This is a genomic window from Maribacter sp. R77961, assembly GCF_044594925.1.
GTDB lineage: Bacteria > Bacteroidota > Bacteroidia > Flavobacteriales > Flavobacteriaceae > Maribacter.
This window is the reverse complement of record NZ_CP138991.1, coordinates 3822563-3845398: the sequence shown is the minus strand read 5'-3', so window position 1 is coordinate 3845398 and position 22836 is coordinate 3822563. Positions and strand designations below refer to the sequence as shown.

Genomic DNA, 22836 nt, shown 5'->3' with positions numbered 1-22836 from the left:
TTTAAAGCACACTAGATTTTTAAAAGATGAAAAAACGTACTACCTACCTAATATTAGTTGTATTTATAGCTGCAGCTATTTCATTGAATGCACAGCGAAAAAAGAAAACAACGGATGCCCTAGTTTTTGATGAATCCTTATATAATGGTATTGAATGGCGCCTAGTAGGGCCGTTTAGAGGAGGTAGGGCAGGAACTGCCACGGGCGTGCCCAATGACCCAAACCTATATTATATGGGCACTGCTGGTGGTGGTGTTTGGAAAACTACGGATGCCGGTAGCACATGGAGCTGTATTTCCGACGGATATTTTGGAGGTTCCATAGGAGCGGTAGCCGTTTCCGAATCAGACCCTAATGTAATTTATGTTGGAGAAGGAGAACAAACACTGAGAGGTAATGTTTCTTCCGGAAACGGTGTATGGAAAAGTGTTGATGCTGGAGAAAGTTGGAAATTCCTTGGGCTTGAGGGCACGGAACATATCGCTAGGATTAGAATTCACCCAACCAATCCTGATTTGGTATACGTAGCGGCCATAGGCAATCTATGGAAACCGAATAGCGAACGCGGTGTTTTTCGCACTAAAGATGGCGGTGGCAGCTGGGAAAAGGTGCTATTTGAAAGTGAAAAAGCGGGCGCAGGTGACTTAATCCTAGACCCTAACAATCCAAGAATACTATACGCAGCCACTTGGGAAATGAAACGTAACGGCTACCGAATGGATAGTGGCGGACCTGATAGTAAAATATATAAAAGCACGGACAGTGGAGATACATGGATTGATATTTCAAATTATGAAGGACTACCAAAAGGGCCATGGGGAATCGTTGGCATTACCGTATCTCCTTTAGACTCGGATAGAGTGTGGGCCATAATTGAAGCAGAAGAGGGAGGACTCTACCGCTCGGATAACGCGGGAAAAACTTGGAAAAAAATTAATGAAAATAGAGCGTTACGCCAACGCGCTTGGTATTACAGCCGCATTTACGCAGATACTCAAAATAAGGATAAGGTATATGTTATGAACGTTAGCTATGGAGTATCTACGGACGGAGGAAAAACATTTACCTTAAAAAATGCACCTCACGGAGATCATCACGATTTATGGATAGATCCAAATAATAATAACCGAATGGTCATTGCCGATGATGGTGGTGCTCAAATATCAAACGACGGGGGAAATAACTGGACCACCTACCACAACCAACCAACAGCACAATTCTACAGAGTAACTACAGACAATTCTTTTCCATACCGCATTTACGGAGCTCAACAAGATAATAGCACCATACGTATTTCGCATCGAGTATCTGGTTCCACCATTGGAGAACGTGATTGGGAAGCTACAGCCGGAGGTGAGAGTGCTCACCTTGCCCCAGATCCGGAAAACAACGATATTGTTTATGGCGGCACTTACAAAGGCTATATGATGAGACAAGACCATAGTGTAGACCAAACTAGGTCTATTAACGTATGGCCAGACAATCCTGCGGGGTCTGGAGCGGAAGTCATGAAATATCGTTTTAATTGGAACTTTCCAGTAAAATTTAGCATTCATGATTCCAATAGACTTTTCGTAGGATCAAATTTTTTGCATGAGACCACCAACGAAGGCCAATCATGGAAAACCATATCACCCGACCTCACCAGAGGACTTCCGGAAACGATTAAATCCTCGGGCGGACCGATTACCCAAGATAATACTGGTGCAGAATTTTATTCAAATTTATTCGCGATAAACGAATCTCCATTAGAAAAAGGAGTTATTTGGGTGGGGAGCGATGATGGACTTATACATATTACCAAGGATAATGGTACTACTTGGGAAAATATTACGCCCCCTACAGGGATGAGTCCTAAACTTAACATGATTAATTGTATAGACCCAAGCCCTTTTGTAAAAGGCACAGCCTATGTGGCCGCAACGGCTTACAAGTTTGGCGATTACACTCCTTACCTCTATAAAACTTCCGACTATGGTAAAACATGGAAGGTTATTACCAATGGTATTAAAAGCAATCATTACACTAGAGCGATTAGATCCGACAAAACAAGGAAAGGCCTTTTATACGCAGGCACGGAATGGGGCATGTATGTCTCTTTTGACGATGGTCTAAATTGGAATTCTTTTCAGCTAAACTTGCCTATAACCGCAATTAGAGATCTTCATGTTCGGGACAATGATTTGATAGCGGCCACTCACGGCAGAAGTTTTTGGATGATCGATGATTTAACTCCGTTACATCAACTTTCAAAGGACATGACGAACAATGATTCCCATCTGTACAAGCCAGATACAGCTTACCGCATGCAACAATCACAAGGCTGGGGACCTGCTAACACGATGTTGGAAGGCAAGAATCATCCTAACGGAGCTATCATTAATTATTATATAAAAAACAGTAAGGAAACGGATACCATTAAAATTGATATTTTAGAGATGGATGGGTCATTAATTCAATCGTTTTCAAATCATGCAAAGGAAGACAAATTGAATCCTGCTTCCACAAAATCCTTGAACGTAAAAAGTGGTGGCAATAGACTTATCTGGAACATGCGCTATCCGGGTTACAAAACTTTTAAAGGAATGGTTTTTTATTCCTCCCCTAACAGAGGTCCAAAAGCAATCCCGGGAACATATAAAGCAAGGTTAACCTACAATGGGAAAATTTCAGAACAAACGTTTTCAATCGTCAAAGACCCTAGGCTATCGAATTCAGCATCCGATTACAAGAAACAATTCGATTTTTTAATAGCTGTCAGAAATGAAGTTTCAAGAGCAAATGAGGCCATTACCACCATACGGGCTATAAAGGAGGATTTGCACTATTTAAATAAAAAAGCAGCGAACAATGAAGACCTTAAAGGTTTACTAAGCGAATTTGAAACGAAGCTGAGTGTGATAGAGAATAACATTCATATGACAAAGAACCAAAGTAGACAAGATCCATTAAACTATGGAATTCGTATAAATAATAGATTGGCATTTCTATTAGCGGACTCCCAACGTGGAGATTATCCACCCACAGATCAGTCCTTAGCATTCTTTAAAGTGGTCACCCAAGAGTTGAATACCGAAGTCAATGATTTAAATAAATTACTGGATAGCTACATCACAGCGATAAACAATAAAGTCACCGAAAATAAAATTAAAATGATTTCATTGAAATAATGGATAGTATTCATGCCATTAAAAAATGCCTCCATATGGAGGCATTTTTTGTAATGTAATTTTTCTAATTCAGCTCAAAAGAACTTATTAACTGAATATTATGCTCCACATATTCGTACTGGTAAAGTATTTTATCCCCTATCATTAACAAAGAGGCCTCTAAAGGAATAACATCATAGGCAAAGACATTCTCAAAATGATCAATCTCGGTTACGTTAGGGGCGTCACTTTTATCAAATACCTTTAACCCTGCTTCCCCATCACAAACAAAGAGCTTATCACCTTTTACACCCAGGCCATTTGGACCCTCCATAGGATATATTACCTTTAAATCCGGGTTTGCCAAATCAGAAACATCTACCACATATAAACCGCTCTCGGCATTTCCACATAAATTACCGCCTTTTAAGGTCACATAAGCATAGTCTCCATCTACAACCACTGGGTCGCAAGCGGTACCATGTCTAAACTCTGAAATGAAAGCAGGTTTTTGTGGCTCGGTAATATCATAAATATACATACCCTGTCTTCCACCAATAAACAGCACATCTCCTTGATTAAATATTGTCTCAATATCCCAAGCAACCTGCACATCCTCCAATGTTTTTGGGTTCGCCACATCAGAAATATCAAATATGCTGATATTGCTATAATCCACGACATAGAGATAGTCCCCTACTATCTTAAATCTGGCCAATGACCCTCCCTGACCCACAGACCTTCCAGGCCCACTATCAGAAGGGGAAGTATTTGCTAAGGCAGCTTCTTCATTATAAAATCCTCCGTACCGACTTTCATATTCCGAGACCAATCTTCTTTCCGTTGTAACCGTCCAACCTACAACGGCCTCATTTTGATAATCATAATCTTCGTAATCATAGAAATCGGCCGTTGGATACTCAAGGTCCGCTGCCCATATACCACCACTATCATAAATAGCATTTACGATACGACTAGAAACTTTAATGTCATTAATATTCTTTATATCAAAAATGACAAGGTCACCGTAACTATCCGCGTACAACTTATCATCCTTAACAGAAATATCATAATTGCCTTCTAACTTAATAAAGGAAATGCGCTCAGGGGATTCGGGATTGCTATTATCTATTACATGAAAACCACGATTTACATCATTAACAAAAATATAACTCCTGTACGTATATATTTTTCCAGAGGAAACAATTGGTTCGGGTTGCGTTATAGCGACCGCTTGGGCCTTAAATTGTGCCACATCCATTGTTACTGGCCTAGCTACTAAATAGTCCTCATAGCTTGCTTCGTTGTCACAGGAAACGATAAAACCAACGGCAACCATTAGCAATAAAAAAGCTTTCTTTTTCATTTTATATTATTTATTGGGTTATACCAGTAAGACGGAAGAACTGTATTTTAGTTGCGTAGCTTTCCATACGAATATTATTCCTCAAGGGAATCGAAGCCAACACCGTACTTGTATATAAAGTATGTCGGTATTTTTGAAAGCATAGCGGTAAATAGTATCCCCACACAACAAAGTATAATGCCTAACTCCGCCACAATACCCATTATTATGAGAAGGCCAAAAATAACTAGCCAGTTTTTATTCCCTAAAGTAAAACTAGCCTTGGCAATGTTCATAGCAGTAAGCTCTTCATTAAAGGCCAAGAAAGCAGGAAACAAGGACATTGGTACTACCAAATAGATAATACCTAACCCACAAATGAGACTTCCCAACAAACTTAAACCAAGCATAATGAGTGCCAATTTCAAGATTTTCCCTAAACGACCTTCTTTGAAAAAATAGAAATAATCTTCGCTAATTACCTCATTACTATCCTTCTGTCTGCATATCCTAAGAAATGCAGCATTTAGGGCTATACCAAAAGTCATTACCCCAAGCAAAAAAACAGGCAAGAGCAGTACCATGGCCAAAACAACCATAGGTGGCATTTCTTCACTTTTTAGCATTTCGGGGTCTGTTATTCCTGCGGCAATCATAGGAATATAAATCATGATATAGAAGGGCAGAATAGTAACAAAGGTCAACAAGAGGGTAATAAAACCTTGAAGCCATACTTTTTTAAATAATTCGATAGATTGGCTAAAGATTAAGCCAAACTCCAGAGAAGGCTTTTGTATTATTTTTTGGTTGATGGTTTCTAAACTCATTAGGTACGCTTTAATTTAAAATAAATGTAAGCATCCTGCTACAAAGCTTAAAATTAAACTAAATAAACTGCCAACTTGTCACATTTTTGAATATAGTATTATCTTTGTATCCCCTTAAGCATAAATAAGTAAGCTTAGAACAATTCGCAGGGAAAGAAGTTTGGGATATATGGAGAAAACAATAGATGAAACAAAACAAGGCACTGCATTAAAGCTTGAAAATTCAACGCAGAACGGTCGTAAGCTTTTTATTGAAAGTTATGGCTGTGCGATGAATTTTTCCGATAGTGAAATTGTTGCATCCATTTTAGCCGAAGAAGGTTTTAATACGACCCAGACCTTGGCAGATGCCGATTTGGTTTTGGTAAACACCTGCTCTATCAGGGATAAGGCAGAACAAACCATTCGAAAACGACTAACGGAATACAATGCCGCTAAAAAATTACGTCCCCATTTAAAGGTTGGTGTTTTGGGCTGTATGGCAGAACGTTTGAAGGATAAACTTCTAGATGAGGAAAAGATTGTGGATATGGTCGTAGGGCCGGACGCCTATAAAGATTTACCCAATCTAATTAAAGAAGTAGATTCCGGAAGGGATGCTGTTAACGTAATCCTTTCAAAGGACGAAACATACGGAGATATAGCACCCGTGCGCTTAAATTCAAACGGCGTTACCGCTTTTGTATCCATTACTAGAGGATGTGATAACATGTGTACTTTTTGTGTTGTTCCATTTACCAGAGGAAGGGAACGTAGTCGCGACCCTCAATCTATTTTAGGAGAAATTCAAGAACTATGGGATAAAGGTTTCAAGGAAATTACCCTTCTTGGGCAGAATGTGGATAGTTATTTATGGTACGGAGGCGGACTCAAAAAAGGTTTTGAAAAAGCGTCCGAGATGCAGAAAGCCACAGCGGTTCGTTTTTCTAGATTACTAGAAATGGTTGCTTTGGCGCAACCAAAAATGCGAATTCGCTTTTCAACCTCCAATCCGCAAGACATGACCCTTGACGTAATAGAGACCATGGCGAAATACGATAATATCTGCAACCATGTACATTTACCGGTACAAAGTGGCAGCAATCGTATTCTAAAAGAAATGAACAGGCTGCATACTATTGAAGCGTACTTTGATTTGGTGGACAATATCAGAAAAATCATACCGGACTGTAGCATATCACAAGATATCATTGTTGGTTTTCCTACGGAAACAGAAGAAGATCATCAAGACACTTTAAAGGCTTTGGATTATGTAAAATATGATTTTGGCTATATGTATGCCTATTCGGAAAGGCCCGGAACTATGGCCGGAAGAAAAATGGAAGACGATGTCCCTGCTCCGATCAAAAAAAGAAGATTGTCCGAAATTATAGCTTTACAGCGCGAGCATTGCAAGTATAGAACAGAAAAACATTTGGAGAAAATACAGGAGGTCCTTATTGAGGGTACTTCAAAAAAATCCGAAAACGAATGGATGGGTAGAAATTCTCAAAGTACCGTAGTCGTTTTCCCCAAGGAAGATTACAAGGTAGGAGATTTCGTAAATGTAAAAATCAATGATTGCACATCGGCAACACTGATCGGGGAAGCAGTGGGTTATTCCGATAACAACTAAGAGGAATCCCATAATTCTAATAGACTGAATAAATGGAGAGTATACAAAGCATAAAACAACGTTTTGAAATTATTGGCCAAGACCCAAAGCTAAACAGAGCCTTGGAAAAGGCCATTCAAGTAGCGCCAACGGATATTTCAGTGCTGGTTACGGGAGAAAGTGGTGTAGGAAAGGAATCCATACCTAAAATCATACATTCCCTTTCCCATAGAAAACACGCCAAATATATTGCCGTAAACTGTGGTGCAATCCCTGAAGGAACTATTGATAGTGAACTATTTGGACACGAAAAAGGAGCATTTACCGGGGCTACGCAGACTAGAAGCGGTTATTTTGAAGTAGCCGATGGAGGTACTATATTTCTAGATGAAGTGGGCGAGCTACCATTGACCACCCAGGTGAGACTTCTTCGCGTATTGGAGAATGGAGAATTCTTAAAGGTAGGCTCTTCACAAGTACAAAAAACCGATGTCCGTATCGTTGCCGCCACGAACGTAAATATGTTCGAAGCCATAAAAAAAGAAAAATTCCGAGAAGATCTTTACTATCGTTTAAGTACCGTAGAAATTAATATTCCACCACTACGTGACAGGCAGGGAGATATTCACCTCTTATTTAGAAAATTTGCTTCGGACTTTGGACAAAAATATAAGATGCCCACCATTAGGTTAGACGAGAATGCTATAGCACTCCTTTTAAAATACAGATGGCCGGGAAACATAAGACAACTTAGAAATATAGCGGAGCAGATTTCCGTTCTTGAGGAAGGCAGGGCAATTTCGGGTGCCACACTTCACGGTTACTTACCCAACAGCCAGGGAAGTAATTTGCCTGCTGTGGTAAACGGTTCAAAATCCGAGAGTGATTTTAGTAACGAACGAGAGATTCTTTACAAGGTTCTTTTTGACATGAAAGGAGACCTAAACGATCTCAAAAAATTAACCATGGAGCTTTTAAAGAACAATGATTCCCAGAAAGTACAGGAAGAAAACGAAAATTTAATCCGTAAAATCTACGGTGAAGACGATGAAGAGATCGAGACTCGGGATGCATCGTCATTAAATGTGCTACAACTACCAGAACCAACGATTGAAAAGCCCTATGTTCCCACAGCCCAAGAAGATAAATATCATTTTGCTGAAGAAATCGAAGAAGAGGAAACCCTATCTTTACAGGAGAAAGAAATTGAACTGATAAAAAAATCGCTTGAAAGGAACAAAGGCAAAAGGAAAGCGGCTGCCTCGGAACTTGGAATTTCAGAACGCACCCTGTACAGAAAAATAAAACAGTACGATCTTTAGTAGTTTACAACATATGCTCATGAAAAAACATATCTTTTTTTATATCCTTTTGCTTCCTATCCTTTTATTGAACGGGTGCGGCATATACAATTTTACAGGTGGTAATGTAGGTACTGCCACCACCTTTCAGGTAAACTATTTTCAAAACTACGCTACGCAAAGTCCTGGCTCTACTTTTGAGCCTGGAATGGACAGGGATTTCACCTTGGCACTTCAAGACAGAATTCTGAACCAGACCAGTTTAGATTTGATTAATAACGGGAATGCAGATTTACTTTACGAGGGAGAGATTACGGAATACAGAATTTCGCCAATGACGGCTACCGCTCAACAGACCGCTGCCCAGAATAGATTATCCGTAAGGGTTAAATGTAGGTTTTACAACAACACCAAAGAAGATGCCGACTTTGACCAGAGCTTCTCCTTCTTTTTTGATTACCCCGCAGATGCACAACTTTCTGCCATAAAGAGTGAAGCACATGAAATTATTTTTGAACGGATTACCCAAGATATTTTTAACGCTTCCCTTGCAGATTGGTAATTAAACTATGAAAGTCTCCGATTTTACATATTTTTTGGAACATCCGAATAAGGTAGTAGACCCAGTGCAAACAAAACAGTTGGAAGATATTATAGAGGAATATCCTTATTTTCAATCGGCCAGAGCACTTCATTTAAAAGGACTTAAAAACCTAAATAGTTATAAATACAATAAAGCGCTAAAAGTAACCGCCGCCTATACAACGGACAGAGATGTTCTTTTTGATTTTATCACTTCTAAAGATTTCTTACATAATAATACTCTCGATAAGCAGGTCATTACAAAAGAAGTATTAAAAAAGGAAGAGAAACCTCTTATCGAAGACTCAGCGGACAAACCACTACCACAAGACAAAAAAGATGCAGAGCAAATACTAGACCCCAAACTTTTCAAAGCGAAGAAAAAACTAAAAAGCGAAGAGGAAACCCTAGAAATTGGCAAACCATTACCCTTTGACAAAAAAGAAAAATATTCGTTCACGGAATGGTTGCAACTAGCCTCAAAAAAACCGATTGCTAGAGAAGTATTACCCGTAAAGGAAATCCCCCAAAAGAAAACGGAAGAAGTCATTATAAAAAAGGATGATAAACAACGTAAGTTTGACCGAATAGATACGTTTATAGCCACCAATCCTAAAATAATTCCGAAGGATAATATTCCGCAGTCAGAAGCCATTGCCAATTCCGCCAAACTGGATAAAAATGAACTGATGACAGAGACGCTGGCCAGGGTTTATTTAGAACAGAAAAAGTATAAAAACGCCATACAGGCTTACAAAATTTTAAGTTTGAAATATCCGGAAAAAAGTGGTTTCTTTGCAGACCGAATTAAAGCGGTAGAAAAAATTAAACGCGAAAATAGCTAAGTATAATGAGTACATTTTCAATATTCCTGATTCTAATTATCATCGTTTGTTTTTTGTTGGTCTTAGTAATCATGGTACAAAATCCTAAAGGTGGCGGATTATCTTCTTCTTTTGGTGGCGGTGGAAACCAAGTAGTTGGTGGTGTAAAAAAGACAGGAGACTTTTTAGATAAAAGTACGTGGACCCTGTCAGGACTTTTGGTTCTTTTAATATTAGCATCCAACATTGCACTTAAAGGTAATTTTGGTGATGCGGATTCTAAATTATTACAGGGAGACGATATTGAAACTGTTGTTCCAGAGACCTTACCCGAAGAAGTTACACCAGAAGTAACTCCTGATACTACTCCCACGGATAGCATTTAATAAAATATACACACAATACAAAGATGCCAGCTTGTCACTAAGCTGGCATTTTTACATTAAATATGTCAGTTTTCAGGTAATGGCATAATTTCTGACCCTCTAACGTCAAACTAAAAAATCAATTATAAATTAATAATATTATGGCTAAAGTTAGTATTAAACCATTGGCAGATAGAGTTCTTATAGAACCTATGGCAGCGGAAACTAAAACAGCTTCTGGAATTTATATCCCAGATACTGCTAAAGAAAAACCTCAAAAGGGAAAAGTAGTTGCTGTTGGACCTGGAACAAAAGATGAAAACATTACGGTTAAAGTAGGTGATACTGTTCTTTACGGAAAATACGCAGGAACGGAGTTAAAATTAGAAGGCACGGATTACCTTATGATGCGCGAAAGTGACATCTTAGCTATCATCTAATAATAACGTTAGACTTTTGGCGATTAGCCTGTAGTCAAACAGTAAATTAATTCACTAATTAAAAACAGTAGCCCAAGGCAATAAGCCAAAAGGCTAAAAACTAAAACACAAAATGGCAAAAGACATAAAATTTGATATCGATGCAAGAGACGGCCTTAAGAGAGGTGTTGATGCATTGGCTAATGCGGTTAAAGTAACATTAGGACCAAAAGGACGAAATGTTATCATTAGTAAATCTTTTGGAGCACCACAAGTAACCAAAGATGGTGTAACGGTAGCAAAAGAAATTGAACTCGCGGACGCTTTGGAAAATATGGGTGCGCAAATGGTTAAAGAGGTAGCTTCCAAAACCAACGATTTAGCAGGTGACGGGACAACTACCGCAACTGTTTTAGCGCAAGCAATCGTTAAGGAAGGACTTAAGAACGTTGCGGCAGGCGCTAACCCAATGGATTTAAAAAGAGGTATAGACAAAGCTGTTGAGGCTATTGTTTCCGATTTATCCAAACAATCCAAAAAAGTAGGTGATTCTTCTGAGAAGATAAAGCAAGTTGCTTCTATCTCTGCCAATAACGATGACACTATTGGCGATTTAATCGCTCAAGCTTTTGGTAAAGTTGGTAAAGAAGGTGTAATCACTGTTGAAGAGGCTAAAGGAACGGATACTTACGTAGACGTTGTAGAAGGTATGCAATTCGATAGAGGGTACCTTTCTCCTTACTTTGTTACCGACTCAGAGAAAATGGTTGCAGAACTAGAAAGTCCGTACATCCTTTTATTCGACAAGAAAATATCTTCTATGAAAGATTTACTACCTGTTCTAGAACCGGTGGCACAATCTGGAAAACCACTATTGATTATCGCAGAAGATGTTGATGGTGAAGCATTGGCTACTTTAGTCGTAAACAAACTAAGAGGTTCTTTAAAAATTGCTGCTGTAAAAGCTCCAGGATTTGGAGATCGTAGAAAAGCAATGCTAGAAGATATTGCAATCCTAACCGGTGGTACCGTCATTTCCGAGGAAAGAGGTTTTTCTTTAGATAATACTACTATTGATATGTTAGGTACTTGTGAAAAGGTACAAATAGACAAAGACAACACAACTGTTGTAAATGGTGGTGGTGTTGCAAAGGATATTAAAACAAGAGTGAATCAAATCAAATCTCAGATTGAAACGACAACATCTGATTACGATAAGGAAAAACTACAAGAGCGTTTGGCTAAGTTAGCTGGTGGTGTAGCCGTTCTTTACGTAGGTGCCGCTTCCGAGGTAGAGATGAAAGAGAAAAAAGACCGTGTTGATGATGCGCTACATGCAACAAGAGCGGCTGTAGAAGAAGGTATCGTTGCCGGTGGTGGTGTTGCCTTGGTAAGAGCTAAAGCTGTTTTGACGAAAGTCGCTACAGAAAATGAGGACGAAGCTACAGGTCTACAAATTGTTGCTCGTGCTATAGAAGCTCCATTAAGAACCATTGTTTCTAACGCTGGTGGTGAAGGTTCTGTTGTCATTGCTAAAATCCTAGAAGGAAAAGGTGACTACGGATACGATGCTAAATCTGAAAAGTATGTTGAAATGATGAAAGCAGGTATTATAGATCCTAAGAAGGTAACTAGAGTCGCTTTAGAAAATGCAGCTTCGGTTTCTGGAATGATTTTGACTACAGAATGTGCTTTGACAGACATTAAAGAAGATGCCCCTGCTGCTATGCCGCCAATGGGCGGAGGTGGCGGAATGCCAGGCATGATGTAGTGGCGAGCCGCAACGAGCTAGAAAATAGCTTGTTCTCGCACATACCATTATTATACTAAATATAAAAACCCGCTTTTGAAATCTATCAAAAGCGGGTTTTACTTTTAAGCCGTTTCAAACATCAACTAATGTTTTCCACTATCGTCAGAACTATCCTCACGATACTTACAACAGGGATGCACACTATTATATGCTTCCGCTGTTGCCTTTAATTCTTTTGTATCATGACCAACAGCCACTAGAGCCGTTTTTACTTGCATAGGGTCTGTTTTTCGCTCATCTATTATTAAGGACAACTCATGGGAGGGAATATCCCACATGGCATACTTTACACCTTTTACCCCTAAAGCTGCCTTTTCTATGCGCGTTTTACACATATCGCATTTACCATCTACCTCCATGGTTAATTTTTTGTTCTTTTCCTGAGCAAAAGTACAGACTGTAAAAAATCCTAAAACCAATATTAAAACTACTTTTTTCATAATTACTTATATTTTATATCTAAATCCTAAATAAAACATTCTTCCCATAATAGGCGCAAATACAATACTAGTATCAAAATTCTCGCCAAAAGGGTTATCCGCGCCCAAAACCGGGTTATTTTGTCTAAAATTAGTTAAATTCTCCCCACCAAGATAGACTTCGAATTTTTCGGAAAACACTTTGGTCGTCTGGGCATTCATTAGGCTATATCCTTGCGCCGTAATACCCAAACGAAATTGCGGAGGGTTTTCATCGGTGTTTGGCAGGCGTTGCTCCCCTAAAGCATGTACAGTATAATCAAACTTCCACCGCGCACCATTATCTTTAGGACTGGTTTCATAACCCACATTTGCAAAAAACCTATTTTGCGCCTGCAATGGCTTTTGAAGTCTGCCGTTCCTATAATCCGTTTGCACATCATAGTATTTATAAGCCAAACGCAGGTCTAGATTCTTTAGGATTTCATGATTCACCTCTAATTGAAAACTATCTGCAAAACTTTTTCCATCTAAATTGTAAAATGAAATAGCTCTAGGATTCTCCCAATCCACAACCACTTGATTTATAAAATCAGTTTTATAGTAATCAAGCGTAATATTTCCTTTCCTATTTAAAAACAAGAAACCTTGTAAAAAGCTAACACCATAATTCCAAGCATCTTCGGGGTCAAGACCATAAACACTTCCCTGAGTATCTAAAAGCTGAATTTGCCTAGAAGAACCGAACAATTGCTGATTCTCCGCAAAAATATTAGCCGCTCTCCTACCTCTACCAAAAGAAGCCCTAAAGCTTCCTAGCTCCCAAGGCGTATAACGCATATGCAGCCTTGGGGTAACGAAAGTACCCAAGCGATTATGTGTATCTACCCTAAGACCTGCGGTGAGACTAAGCTTTTCCAGATTTTCATAACTGTATTCAAAAAAGACACCTCCCGAGCTATCGTCCCTTCCAAAATCCTGTGTATTGACCAATTCATCATAGGTATCATAAGCAAATGTAAGTCCCGTTTTAAATTTACTTCGGGTATCCCCTATTATGGAATTGAAAATTAGGTTGGAGTACATACTACGATGTTCAATATCATACCTATTGAACCCGTAATAGGATTCCTGTTGATGATTACTATAAGAGGCTTGAAAACCAAAACTTTGAAAAGGTAGCTCAGGAAAAACATACCCAAGCTTCACAGAAGAATCAAACCTCCGTGTAGCTATTTCACTTCCCCATGCTTCGGTACCGTTCAATACTATTCCTTCTGGTCTTGTACCACGAATCGCGTTTGGAGACTCGGGGTCGAACGCTACCTGACCAATTTGCTTTTCATCGTTCAAAAATCGAAAGTTGATGAAACTTACCCATCCCGTTTCCGGGTTCTGGTATTGCCATCTGTTCATTATATTTATTTGCTCTGCCAAAGGGGCATCTAAAAAACCATCATTATTTCTGTCTTCTTTTTGCCTCCGTAAATTACCATGGATAAACAGGCCTGTACTCCACTTATCAGAAATGTTATGATTTATATGGGTATTCAGTTCTAAACGTCCATTCCGATTTGCATAACCGTTTACAAAAAGACGCTTGTCCGTTAGCGGTTTCACCAATTCTGTATTTATTTGTCCCGAAATACTCTCATACCCGTTTACCACACTCCCCGCACCTTTGGTAATTTGAATACTCTCTACCCAAGTACCAGGAGTAAATGTGAGTCCATACGCCTGCGAAGCCCCACGAACCATAGGAATATTTTCCTGTGTAATAAGCAAATACGGACTTGTGAGCCCTAACATCTGAATTTGCTTGGTTCCCGTTAAAGCATCTGAAAAGTTAACATCTATCGCCGGGTTGGTTTCAAAACTTTCGGATAGGTTACAACAAGCCGCTTTCAATAGCTCTGCACTATTTACGGTAATTACATTCCGAGCACTGAAAAAGATCTTCTCTACCGCATCACGTTCTTGTTGCACAACTACCTCATCTAGTTCGTTTGAGAGCTGCAAGGTATGCTGAACAATTTTTGGTTCATTGATTATTAACGTGTCGGTTTTAAAACCAACATGACTAATTATCAATTTATCGTATTCCTTTGAATAAGGAATGCTAAATAAACCCTGATCATTAGTTATGGTTCCCGTTTGGGAGTTTAACCAATATACATTGGCTCCCGAGAGGGCCATATACTCGTTACCACTATTTTTTTCCATCACCATGCCTTCTACTTTACTTTGAGACAAGGTCAAGAGCGGAATCGTCATTAAGACTAAAAGCATATATTTCATCATTGCCTCTTTTTTAAATAAGCCCTAATAACATGACAGCGGCCATCACTAGCATAACGGCATTTTCAATGAAAGTTGCTTCCGTCATAGGTAATTTAAGAGCAGTACCGAGACAAGCGCAGCGGATACTTTTCTTATTTAGCAGGCTCTTGGTAACGCCTACGGTTGTTACGCCTAAGATGAATATGGTAACCACCAAGGCAATAGGTATTTGAATTCGCATTAAAAATAACAGGCCAAGAGACAGCTCCATAAAAGGATACACCCAACCATACGCAGGGATTACCTTTGCCAAGGGGTCGTACATGCGAAAGCTGTCTGGAAAGCCTTTTAAATCTAGCAACTTAAAGAAACTGAATACAATATAGAACAGTCCCATAAAATCCAACATAGCCTCTGCTGTGCTCCAATTTTTATAATTAAGCAAAATGGCTGCAGCAAATAAATAGGCGAAAATGAGTAATAAGGGTTTTAACTGCTGCAACTTTGATTTTTCATCGTCCTGCACCATCATCTCCATGACATGATTTCCCTTTTCTGAAATCGTATATTTTTCTGGCAAGACCGATTTAAAAGTGTTCAGGCCAATATGTTCTCTCATTTGAACGACCGCTTCGGATGCCTCTAAGTCTATTTCTACTTTTTGTACCCCCTCTATTGATGTAAGGTATTTATTTACCGATGCCACGCAACCGTTGCAGGTCATTCCGGTAACTGTATAGGTATGTTTCATGATTTTTTTATTTGATGTTTCCCAAAGCATTGGGCGCTTTTGTTTCCTAGCCACCGCAACAAGAACATGGTGGAATCTGCTTCAAAAATATCCTCTAGTGAGGAATCACATCAAATTAAAAAAGTTTCGTCGAGTAACTGTATGTCCCTGACCAGAAGTGGTGGCGGGTAATACTCGTTTATATTCGTTTGCTGCTCCGTAGTAGAGAACAACGCAACGTACGCATTGGTAAAAACAACGATAAAGACCTGTTGGTCCAAAGAAATATCGTTAAACGAAATTTTAAGATCATCTTGGCCTTGGATCGTAAGGGTTTCTTCACCACAACAGTGGTTTTCGTCCGCATCTTTCTCCATAACCCGCATGGCAGCTAGCATGCCACAGTCTTGAGCCTTCGTAAATAAAGCCACATTCATTACACGCCCCATACAGGTATGTTTTTCAATAGTCCAAGAGACGGTTGAAAACAATAATAGCACCGCCATAACAACGGACCATATTTTACGCATTACTTTTTTCACTGTGTAAAGATACTATTTTAGAATTTTCACTAGAATTACTTAACGAATATTTAAGGCTATTCGTATTGTTAGTTTCCTATTAAAAATCGACTTTTGACTTAGATTTTGAAATTAACTACCATGTTCGATACCCTAAAACCTAAAATAAAAGCAATAACCAACACAAAAGAGGAAACGGAAACCAAACTAAAAAACATTTGTGATCTTCTTCAAGAAAACGTTCCGCATTATGATTGGGTCGGGTTTTATTTTAGGAATGGCAAAAAAGAGGAATTGAAGCTAGGTCCTTATACAGGAGAACCTACCGACCACACGATAATTCCGTTCGGAAAAGGTATATGCGGTCAAGTTGCGGTGAGTAATCAAAATTTTGTTGTCCCTGATGTACAAGCCCAAGACAACTATATTGCCTGTAGTATTACAGTAAAATCAGAAATTGTTGTTCCCTTGTTCGTTAACGGAGAAAATATCGGTCAGATAGATATAGATTCTAACACCCCTGACCCATTCACTGATGAAGACGAGCGCTTTCTAGAATTTGTAAATGCCGAAGTTGCAAAGATTATAGAACCCTAAGAGACTGGTTTTTGAACCATTCACTGTAGATTATTTTGAACTTGTTTCGTAAAAATTGAAATTAGCCCCTTTGCGTGGTTCAAAACTTTAGCTTATTTGTTGATAACCTCGTTATTGTGCTACTTTTAAAAAAATTACTTTTGTGTGCTTAAATTACTAATTACAAGCACTACCCATGAGCACTTTAAAAAAAGCGACTTCTGCATTAATTTCCGTTTTTCATAAAGACGGTTTAGAACCTATTGTTAAGAAATTCAATGAACTTGGCATAACGATTTATTCTACCGGCGGCACGGAAAAATTCATTAAAGACCTTGGAATAGAAGTTGTTCCTGTAGAAGATGTTACCAGTTACCCATCTATCTTAGGCGGGCGCGTAAAAACCCTACACCCAAAAGTATTTGGAGGTATCCTTAACCGCCAAGACAATGAAAGTGATGTTGCGCAATTAGCAGAATTTGAAATTCCACAGTTAGATATCGTAATCGTAGATCTCTATCCATTTGAAAAAACAGTTGCCAGCGGTGCCTCGGAACAGGACATTATAGAAAAAATAGATATCGGAGGTATTTCCCTAATACGTGCGGCAGCAAAAAACTTTAAGGATGTGATGTGCGTGTCTTCCATGGAAGATTATGCAGAATTTTTAGAAGTCATTTCCCAGGATAATGGCAATACTACCCTAGAAGACCGAAAGCGTTTTGCAGCAAAATCCTTTAATGTTTCCTCTCATTATGATACTGCCATTTTCAATTATTTTAATCAGAACCATGAAATCGCCGCACTTAAAGTAAGTGAAACCAATGGTAAAGTATTGCGTTATGGAGAAAATCCGCACCAGAAAGGATTTTTCTTTGGAGATTTTGATGCTATGTTCTCCAAACTTCATGGTAAAGAGCTCTCTTATAATAACTTGTTAGATGTTGATGCCGCGGTAAATCTTATGGGAGAATTCAAAAACGATGCTCCTACCTTCGCCATCCTAAAACATAATAATGCCTGTGGACTGGCACAACGTAGCACCCTTCACCAGGCTTATATAGACGCCTTGGCCGGCGACCCGGTTTCTGCTTTTGGAGGTGTTTTAATCAGTAATAAAGAGATTGACAAAGCAACTGCGGAAGAGATTCACAAACTATTCTGTGAGGTTGTTATTGCGCCAAGCTATGCAGCAGACGCCCTAGAAATACTTAAAGGAAAAAAGAATAGAATTATCCTGATACAGAACGAAACGGATATGCCAGAAATGCTGGTAAGAACCTGTTTAAACGGAATGTTGCTTCAAGAAAAAGACCATAAAACGGACACGCTTGCAGATTTAAGCTATGCAACCAACACTAAGCCTAACGAGCAAGAACTGGAAGATTTACTATTTGCTTCAAAATTATGCAAGCACACTAAATCGAATACCATCGTCTTAACAAAAAACAAGCAATTGTGCGCAAGCGGCACCGGACAGACTTCGCGAGTAGATGCCCTAAACCAAGCCATACACAAGGCGCAGTCCTTTAATTTTGACCTAGATGGTGCTGTAATGGCCAGTGATGCTTTCTTCCCGTTCCCTGATTGCGTTGAGATTGCGGACAAAGCAGGTATTACTAGCGTTATTCAACCAGGAGGCTCTATCAAAGACCAGCTGACCGTAGATTATTGTAATGCGAACGGAATTTCAATGGTGATGACAGGCACGCGTCATTTTAAGCATTAATTTTACTACTTTTGTCGATGAAATGCACCCCTTAATCCATAACCAAACAAATTTATATGGGATTTTTTGATTTCTTGACCGAGGAGATAGCCATAGATTTAGGAACGGCGAACACGCTTATTATACATAATGACAAGGTCGTAGTAGATAGTCCTTCTATCGTAGCTCGTGATAGAATTACCGGTAAAATTATCGCTGTTGGCAAGGAAGCCAATATGATGCAAGGAAAAACCCATGAAAATATAAAAACCATTCGTCCCTTAAAGGATGGAGTAATCGCCGATTTTGATGCATCTGAAAAGATGATCAATATGTTCATTAAAAACATACCTGCATTAAAGAAAAAGTGGTTTCCACCAGCTTTGCGTATGGTCATATGTATTCCCTCCGGGATTACAGAGGTTGAAATGCGTGCAGTAAAGGAATCCGCGGAACGGGTAAATGGTAAGGAAGTGTATCTTATTCATGAGCCAATGGCCGCAGCTATAGGTATTGGTCTTGACATTATGCAGCCCAAAGGTAATATGATCGTAGATATAGGCGGTGGTACTACAGAAATCGCCGTAATTGCCTTAGGGGGTATCGTCTGTGACAAATCGGTAAAGATTGCAGGTGATGTTTTCACAAACGATATTATTTACTACATGCGTACACAGCATAACTTGTATGTTGGCGAGAGTACCGCAGAAGCTATTAAAATTGAAATAGGATCCGCAACGGAAGATTTACAGTCTCCACCAGACGAAAAATCTGTTCAAGGACGTGATTTGCTTACGGGTAAGCCGAAGCAAGTACAGATTTCTTACCGAGAGATAGCGAAAGCCCTAGATAAGTCCATCTTGCGCGTAGAAGACGCTGTGATGGAGACGCTATCACAAACCCCTCCAGAATTGGCAGCCGACATCTATAATACAGGAATTTATTTAGCCGGCGGTGGTTCTATGCTACGAGGCTTGGACAGAAGGTTGTCACAAAAAACAGATCTTCCTGTATATATCGCGGAAGACCCTTTGAGAGCGGTTGTTCGTGGTACAGGAATAGCTTTGAAAAACCTAGAGCGATATAAAAGTATCTTAATCAAGTAATTTTTTAAGTACTTCAATTTGAAAACGTAAAAGTGAATGCAGCAGATAATAAATTTTCTGATTCGGTATAAAACGTTCCTGCTTTATGCCTTTCTTTTATTTATTGCTTTAGTTTTCACCTTTCAATCGCATTCCTATCATCAGTCTAAATTTCTAAATTCAGCCAATTATTTTTCTGGTAGTATTTACGAAATGTCAACTAATATTACTTCCTATTTTAAACTCCGGGAGGAGAACCGCGACCTCTTAAGAGAAAATGAACTACTTCGATTTCAGCTTTACAATAAGCAAGAAAGCGTTATTCCTATAACTGATTCTTTACTAAACAGCTATACGGTAGTACAGGGTAGCATAGTAAAAAACAGCTTTTCCGACCAAAGAAACTACATTACCATTAACAAGGGTAGTTTAGATAGTGTTAAGCAAGACATGGGCGTAATTACGGACAAAGGAATACTAGGAATCATTGAGAACACCTCTAACAACTATGCAACTGTACAGAGTATATTAAATGAAAAGTCCAATATCAATGCTAAGATTAAAAATTCTAACCATTTTGGTTCGTTGGTCTGGAATACAAAAGACTATAATACCGTTCAATTGGTAGACATCCCCAGGTTGGTCCCATTAACTATTGGAGATACTATAGTTACAGGTGCTATGAGCAGTATTTTCCCCGAGAACATTCCCATCGGCACTATTCAAAAATTTGATTTGGATACTTCAAAGAGTTTCTATTTTATAGATGTGGCGCTATTTAACGATATGACAAATTTGAAGAACATATACGTGATTCAAAATTTGAACAAGGAAGAAGTTTTAGAACTAGAAACAGAAACACAGACAGCTAATGATTAGTAGTTCCTTTTTTGTAAATATTTTAAGGTTTATACTGCTGGTTTTGGTACAGGTACTCGTATTCAATAGGCTAAATTTCTTTGGCTTTATCAACCCTATGATATATATTCTGTTCATCTATTGGTATCCAATAAAAGAAAACAGAACTACTTTTCTGATTATAAGTTTTTTGCTCGGCTTTTTGATAGATATTTTTTCGGACACCTTAGCTATCAATACTGCCGCTACCATTACAATAGCCTATTTAAGACCTACTATAATGCGGTTTGTATTTGGAGTCAATTATGAATTTCAAAGTTTTAAGTTAAACAACAGTACTAAGGCACAACAATTTACCTTTTTGACGTTATTAATATTAATACACCATATTGTATTCTTTACTTTAGAAATTTTTAGTTTTGCCAATAGCTTACTCATCATACAAAAAACGTTTGCCATAGGCCTAGCATCTTTAGTATTGGGTCTATTGTTCAGCACCTTATTTAGCACTAAAAAAGAATGAGGAAAATACTTTTATCATCAATAATTATCATCATAGGAATTACGTTCCTAAGCAGACTTTCCTACCTGCAAATATTCAGTTTTTCCCCAGACCAAGTTTTAGAAGACCCTGCCATTAAAGCGATTTACGATTATCCCGAACGCGGTTACATCTATGATAGAAACGGAGAGCTGTTGGTGGGTAACGACCCTGCTTATGATGTTATGGTTATTCCCAGGGAGGTTAAAGCTCTTGATACCCTAGAGTTTTGTGGTCTTTTAGGTATAGATAAGCCAAAATTCAAGGAAAAGCTAAGAAAAGCACGCGTTTATTCTCCCAGACTACCCTCGGTTTTGGTACCACAATTATCAAAGGAGGACTATGCAAGACTTCAAGAAAAGATGCGAAAATACAAGGGTTTCTATATTCAAAAACGCTCCTTACGATATTATGACACGCCAAGTGCCGCCAATGTATTAGGTTATATTAGTGAGGTCAACGAAGGAGATTTGGCTAAAAACAAATACTATGTTCAAGGAGAACTTAAAGGTAGAACAGGCGTTGAACGTTACTATGAAGACCTTCTCCGTGGTAGAAAAGGAGTTCAATATATTCAAAAGGACAGATTCAACAGAGAAATAGGACCCTATAAAAATGGGGCCATGGACACCTTACCAGAGCAAGGAAAACAAATTAGTATTACACTTGACAAAAAACTACAGGAGTACGGAGAACGTTTGATGTTTGGGAAAAGAGGTGGCATTGTAGCCATTGAACCAGCAACCGGGGAAATACTTTCCATGATTTCCGGACCTACTTATGATCCCGCGCTGCTAGTAGGTAGAGAACGATCTAAAAATTACACCAAGCTCTATAATGACACCATAGCTAACCCAACCTGGGACCGTTCCATACATGCACAGCAACCTCCCGGTTCACCATTTAAAACCCTTAATGCGTTAGTAGCCCTGCAAGAGGGTGTTATAGAAGAGTCCTCGACAATACGATGCTATAATGGTTTCTATGTAGGGAAAAAGAAAAGAGGCTGCCATTGTGGTGGAGGCTTACGTAATATGAACAGTGGTATTTATATGTCCTGTAATGCTTATTTTGCAGGAGCTTTTCGGAAGATCTTTGAAAAATTTGAAACTACCGACGAAGGAATGGATGTCTGGGAAAAGCATATGAAAAGTTTTGGCTTGGGGAATTACCTTGGTTATGACCTTCCCTTTGGACAAAAAGGAAGAATTCCTAGCAAAGAATACTATGACAAATGGTACGGGGATAATCGTTGGAGTTCCTCTTTTATCATATCCAATGCTATTGGGCAAGGAGAAATCTTGGCAACTCCAGTACAATTGGCAAATATGGCCGCTGCAATTGCGAATAGAGGGTATTATTTTACTCCGCATATTCTTAAAAAAATTCAGGGAAAAGATATCACTGACCCCAAATATACGGAACCTAAAAAAACCACTATAGATAAAAACCATTTTGAACCTATCATACAGGGCATGGCCGATGTTTATAAAAAGAAAGGCGGAACGGCATATTGGCTTCAAATACCGGATATAGAGATAGCAGGGAAAACAGGTACGGCAGAGAATTTTACCAAGATTGATGGTGTACGTACGCAACTTACGGACCACTCTGTATTCGTAGCATTCGCGCCTGTAGAAAATCCTAAAATAGCAATTGCCGTTTATATTGAAAATGGCTATTACGGTTCTCGTTACGCAGGTCATATTGCCTCCTTAATGATAGAGAAATACATTAAAAGAGAGATTACCCGAACAGATTTAGAAAAAAGAATGCTTGGAAGAAGCTTGGAGCGCGAGTATGCTAAACCCTATAGTGGTGAGGCGTTTGAAATAAACGAATACGATTGGAGCCAAGATGCAATCAACTTAGATATTGATCACCAATCAAGGTAAACGA

20 protein-coding genes are annotated in these 22836 nt (G+C 38.9%); 14 read left to right on the top strand and 6 right to left on the bottom strand.

Features of this window, described 5'->3' with window-relative positions; translation table 11 throughout:
* Positions 1 to 26 precede the first annotated feature (26 nt).
* Positions 27 to 3170: a WD40/YVTN/BNR-like repeat-containing protein gene (locus tag SJY09_RS16500; protein WP_396636803.1), complete on the top strand. Its 3144-nt coding sequence runs from the start codon at positions 27 to 29 to the stop codon at positions 3168 to 3170.
* A gap of 64 nt (positions 3171 to 3234) precedes the next feature.
* On the opposite strand, the gene SJY09_RS16495 is transcribed toward SJY09_RS16500, so the two are convergent.
* Complete coding sequence (locus tag SJY09_RS16495) at positions 3235 to 4515, bottom strand: LVIVD repeat-containing protein (protein ID WP_396636802.1); 1281 nt, start codon at positions 4513 to 4515, stop codon at positions 3235 to 3237.
* Between the two features lie 74 nt (positions 4516 to 4589).
* On the bottom strand, positions 4590 to 5321 hold the full coding sequence (locus SJY09_RS16490) for a hypothetical protein (protein WP_396636801.1): 732 nt from the start codon (positions 5319 to 5321) through the stop codon (positions 4590 to 4592).
* A 169-nt stretch (positions 5322 to 5490) separates the two neighbouring features.
* Here SJY09_RS16490 and miaB point away from each other — a divergent pair, with 169 nt between their 5' ends.
* From miaB to groL, 7 genes are all read left to right on the top strand, one after another.
* Entirely contained in the window at positions 5491 to 6936 is a 1446-nt protein-coding gene (gene miaB / locus SJY09_RS16485; protein ID WP_396636800.1) for a tRNA (N6-isopentenyl adenosine(37)-C2)-methylthiotransferase MiaB, read from the top strand.
* Positions 6937 to 6968: 32 nt separating this feature from the next.
* A complete protein-coding gene (locus SJY09_RS16480) occupies positions 6969 to 8237 on the top strand; it encodes a sigma-54 interaction domain-containing protein (RefSeq protein WP_396636799.1) in 1269 nt (422 codons plus the stop codon).
* 19 nt (positions 8238 to 8256) lie between these two features.
* Positions 8257 to 8778: an LptE family protein gene (locus SJY09_RS16475; protein WP_396636798.1), complete on the top strand. Its 522-nt coding sequence runs from the start codon at positions 8257 to 8259 to the stop codon at positions 8776 to 8778.
* A gap of 7 nt (positions 8779 to 8785) precedes the next feature.
* Positions 8786 to 9643 carry a hypothetical protein gene (locus SJY09_RS16470; protein ID WP_396636797.1) on the top strand — a complete coding sequence of 286 codons (858 nt, stop codon included), beginning with the start codon at positions 8786 to 8788 and terminating at the stop codon, positions 9641 to 9643.
* Positions 9644 to 9648: 5 nt separating this feature from the next.
* Positions 9649 to 10008 carry a preprotein translocase subunit SecG gene (secG, locus tag SJY09_RS16465; RefSeq protein WP_396636796.1) on the top strand — a complete coding sequence of 120 codons (360 nt, stop codon included), beginning with the start codon at positions 9649 to 9651 and terminating at the stop codon, positions 10006 to 10008.
* Positions 10009 to 10148: 140 nt separating this feature from the next.
* A complete protein-coding gene (groES, locus tag SJY09_RS16460; RefSeq protein ID WP_396636795.1) occupies positions 10149 to 10427 on the top strand; it encodes a co-chaperone GroES in 279 nt (92 codons plus the stop codon).
* Positions 10428 to 10539: 112 nt separating this feature from the next.
* Entirely contained in the window at positions 10540 to 12177 is a 1638-nt protein-coding gene (groL, locus tag SJY09_RS16455; protein ID WP_396636794.1) for a chaperonin GroEL, read from the top strand.
* Positions 12178 to 12302: 125 nt separating this feature from the next.
* On the opposite strand, the gene SJY09_RS16450 is transcribed toward groL, so the two are convergent.
* The 4 genes from SJY09_RS16450 to SJY09_RS16435 all read right to left on the bottom strand — a co-directional run bounded on the left by SJY09_RS16450 (position 12303) and on the right by SJY09_RS16435 (position 16190).
* Positions 12303 to 12659, bottom strand: a complete 357-nt coding sequence (locus SJY09_RS16450) for a heavy-metal-associated domain-containing protein (RefSeq protein ID WP_396636793.1) — start codon at positions 12657 to 12659, stop codon at positions 12303 to 12305.
* 6 nt (positions 12660 to 12665) lie between these two features.
* Complete coding sequence (locus tag SJY09_RS16445; protein WP_396636792.1) at positions 12666 to 14939, bottom strand: TonB-dependent receptor domain-containing protein; 2274 nt, start codon at positions 14937 to 14939, stop codon at positions 12666 to 12668.
* A 10-nt stretch (positions 14940 to 14949) separates the two neighbouring features.
* The gene (locus tag SJY09_RS16440) at positions 14950 to 15669 is read right to left on the bottom strand and encodes a heavy-metal-associated domain-containing protein (RefSeq protein ID WP_396636791.1); all 720 of its coding nucleotides are present in this window, start codon (positions 15667 to 15669) and stop codon (positions 14950 to 14952) included.
* Positions 15670 to 15779: 110 nt separating this feature from the next.
* On the bottom strand, positions 15780 to 16190 hold the full coding sequence (locus tag SJY09_RS16435; protein ID WP_396636790.1) for an HYC_CC_PP family protein: 411 nt from the start codon (positions 16188 to 16190) through the stop codon (positions 15780 to 15782).
* Positions 16191 to 16310: 120 nt separating this feature from the next.
* Here SJY09_RS16435 and SJY09_RS16430 point away from each other — a divergent pair, with 120 nt between their 5' ends.
* From SJY09_RS16430 to mrdA, 6 genes are all read left to right on the top strand, one after another.
* Positions 16311 to 16766 carry a GAF domain-containing protein gene (locus tag SJY09_RS16430; protein ID WP_396636789.1) on the top strand — a complete coding sequence of 152 codons (456 nt, stop codon included), beginning with the start codon at positions 16311 to 16313 and terminating at the stop codon, positions 16764 to 16766.
* Positions 16767 to 16941: 175 nt separating this feature from the next.
* Positions 16942 to 18474 (top strand): bifunctional phosphoribosylaminoimidazolecarboxamide formyltransferase/IMP cyclohydrolase, encoded by a 1533-nt coding sequence (gene purH, locus SJY09_RS16425; protein WP_396636788.1) that lies wholly within the window; start codon positions 16942 to 16944, stop codon positions 18472 to 18474.
* A gap of 56 nt (positions 18475 to 18530) precedes the next feature.
* Complete coding sequence (locus tag SJY09_RS16420) at positions 18531 to 19559, top strand: rod shape-determining protein (protein WP_126593458.1); 1029 nt, start codon at positions 18531 to 18533, stop codon at positions 19557 to 19559.
* A gap of 36 nt (positions 19560 to 19595) precedes the next feature.
* Positions 19596 to 20417: a rod shape-determining protein MreC gene (mreC, locus tag SJY09_RS16415; protein ID WP_396636787.1), complete on the top strand. Its 822-nt coding sequence runs from the start codon at positions 19596 to 19598 to the stop codon at positions 20415 to 20417.
* Positions 20418 to 20514: 97 nt separating this feature from the next.
* Positions 20515 to 20919: a rod shape-determining protein MreD gene (locus SJY09_RS16410; protein WP_396636786.1), complete on the top strand. Its 405-nt coding sequence runs from the start codon at positions 20515 to 20517 to the stop codon at positions 20917 to 20919.
* Positions 20916 to 22832 carry a penicillin-binding protein 2 gene (gene mrdA, locus SJY09_RS16405; RefSeq protein ID WP_396636785.1) on the top strand — a complete coding sequence of 639 codons (1917 nt, stop codon included), beginning with the start codon at positions 20916 to 20918 and terminating at the stop codon, positions 22830 to 22832. The genes SJY09_RS16410 and mrdA overlap by 4 nt, the downstream gene beginning before the upstream one ends.
* Positions 22833 to 22836 lie beyond the last annotated feature (4 nt).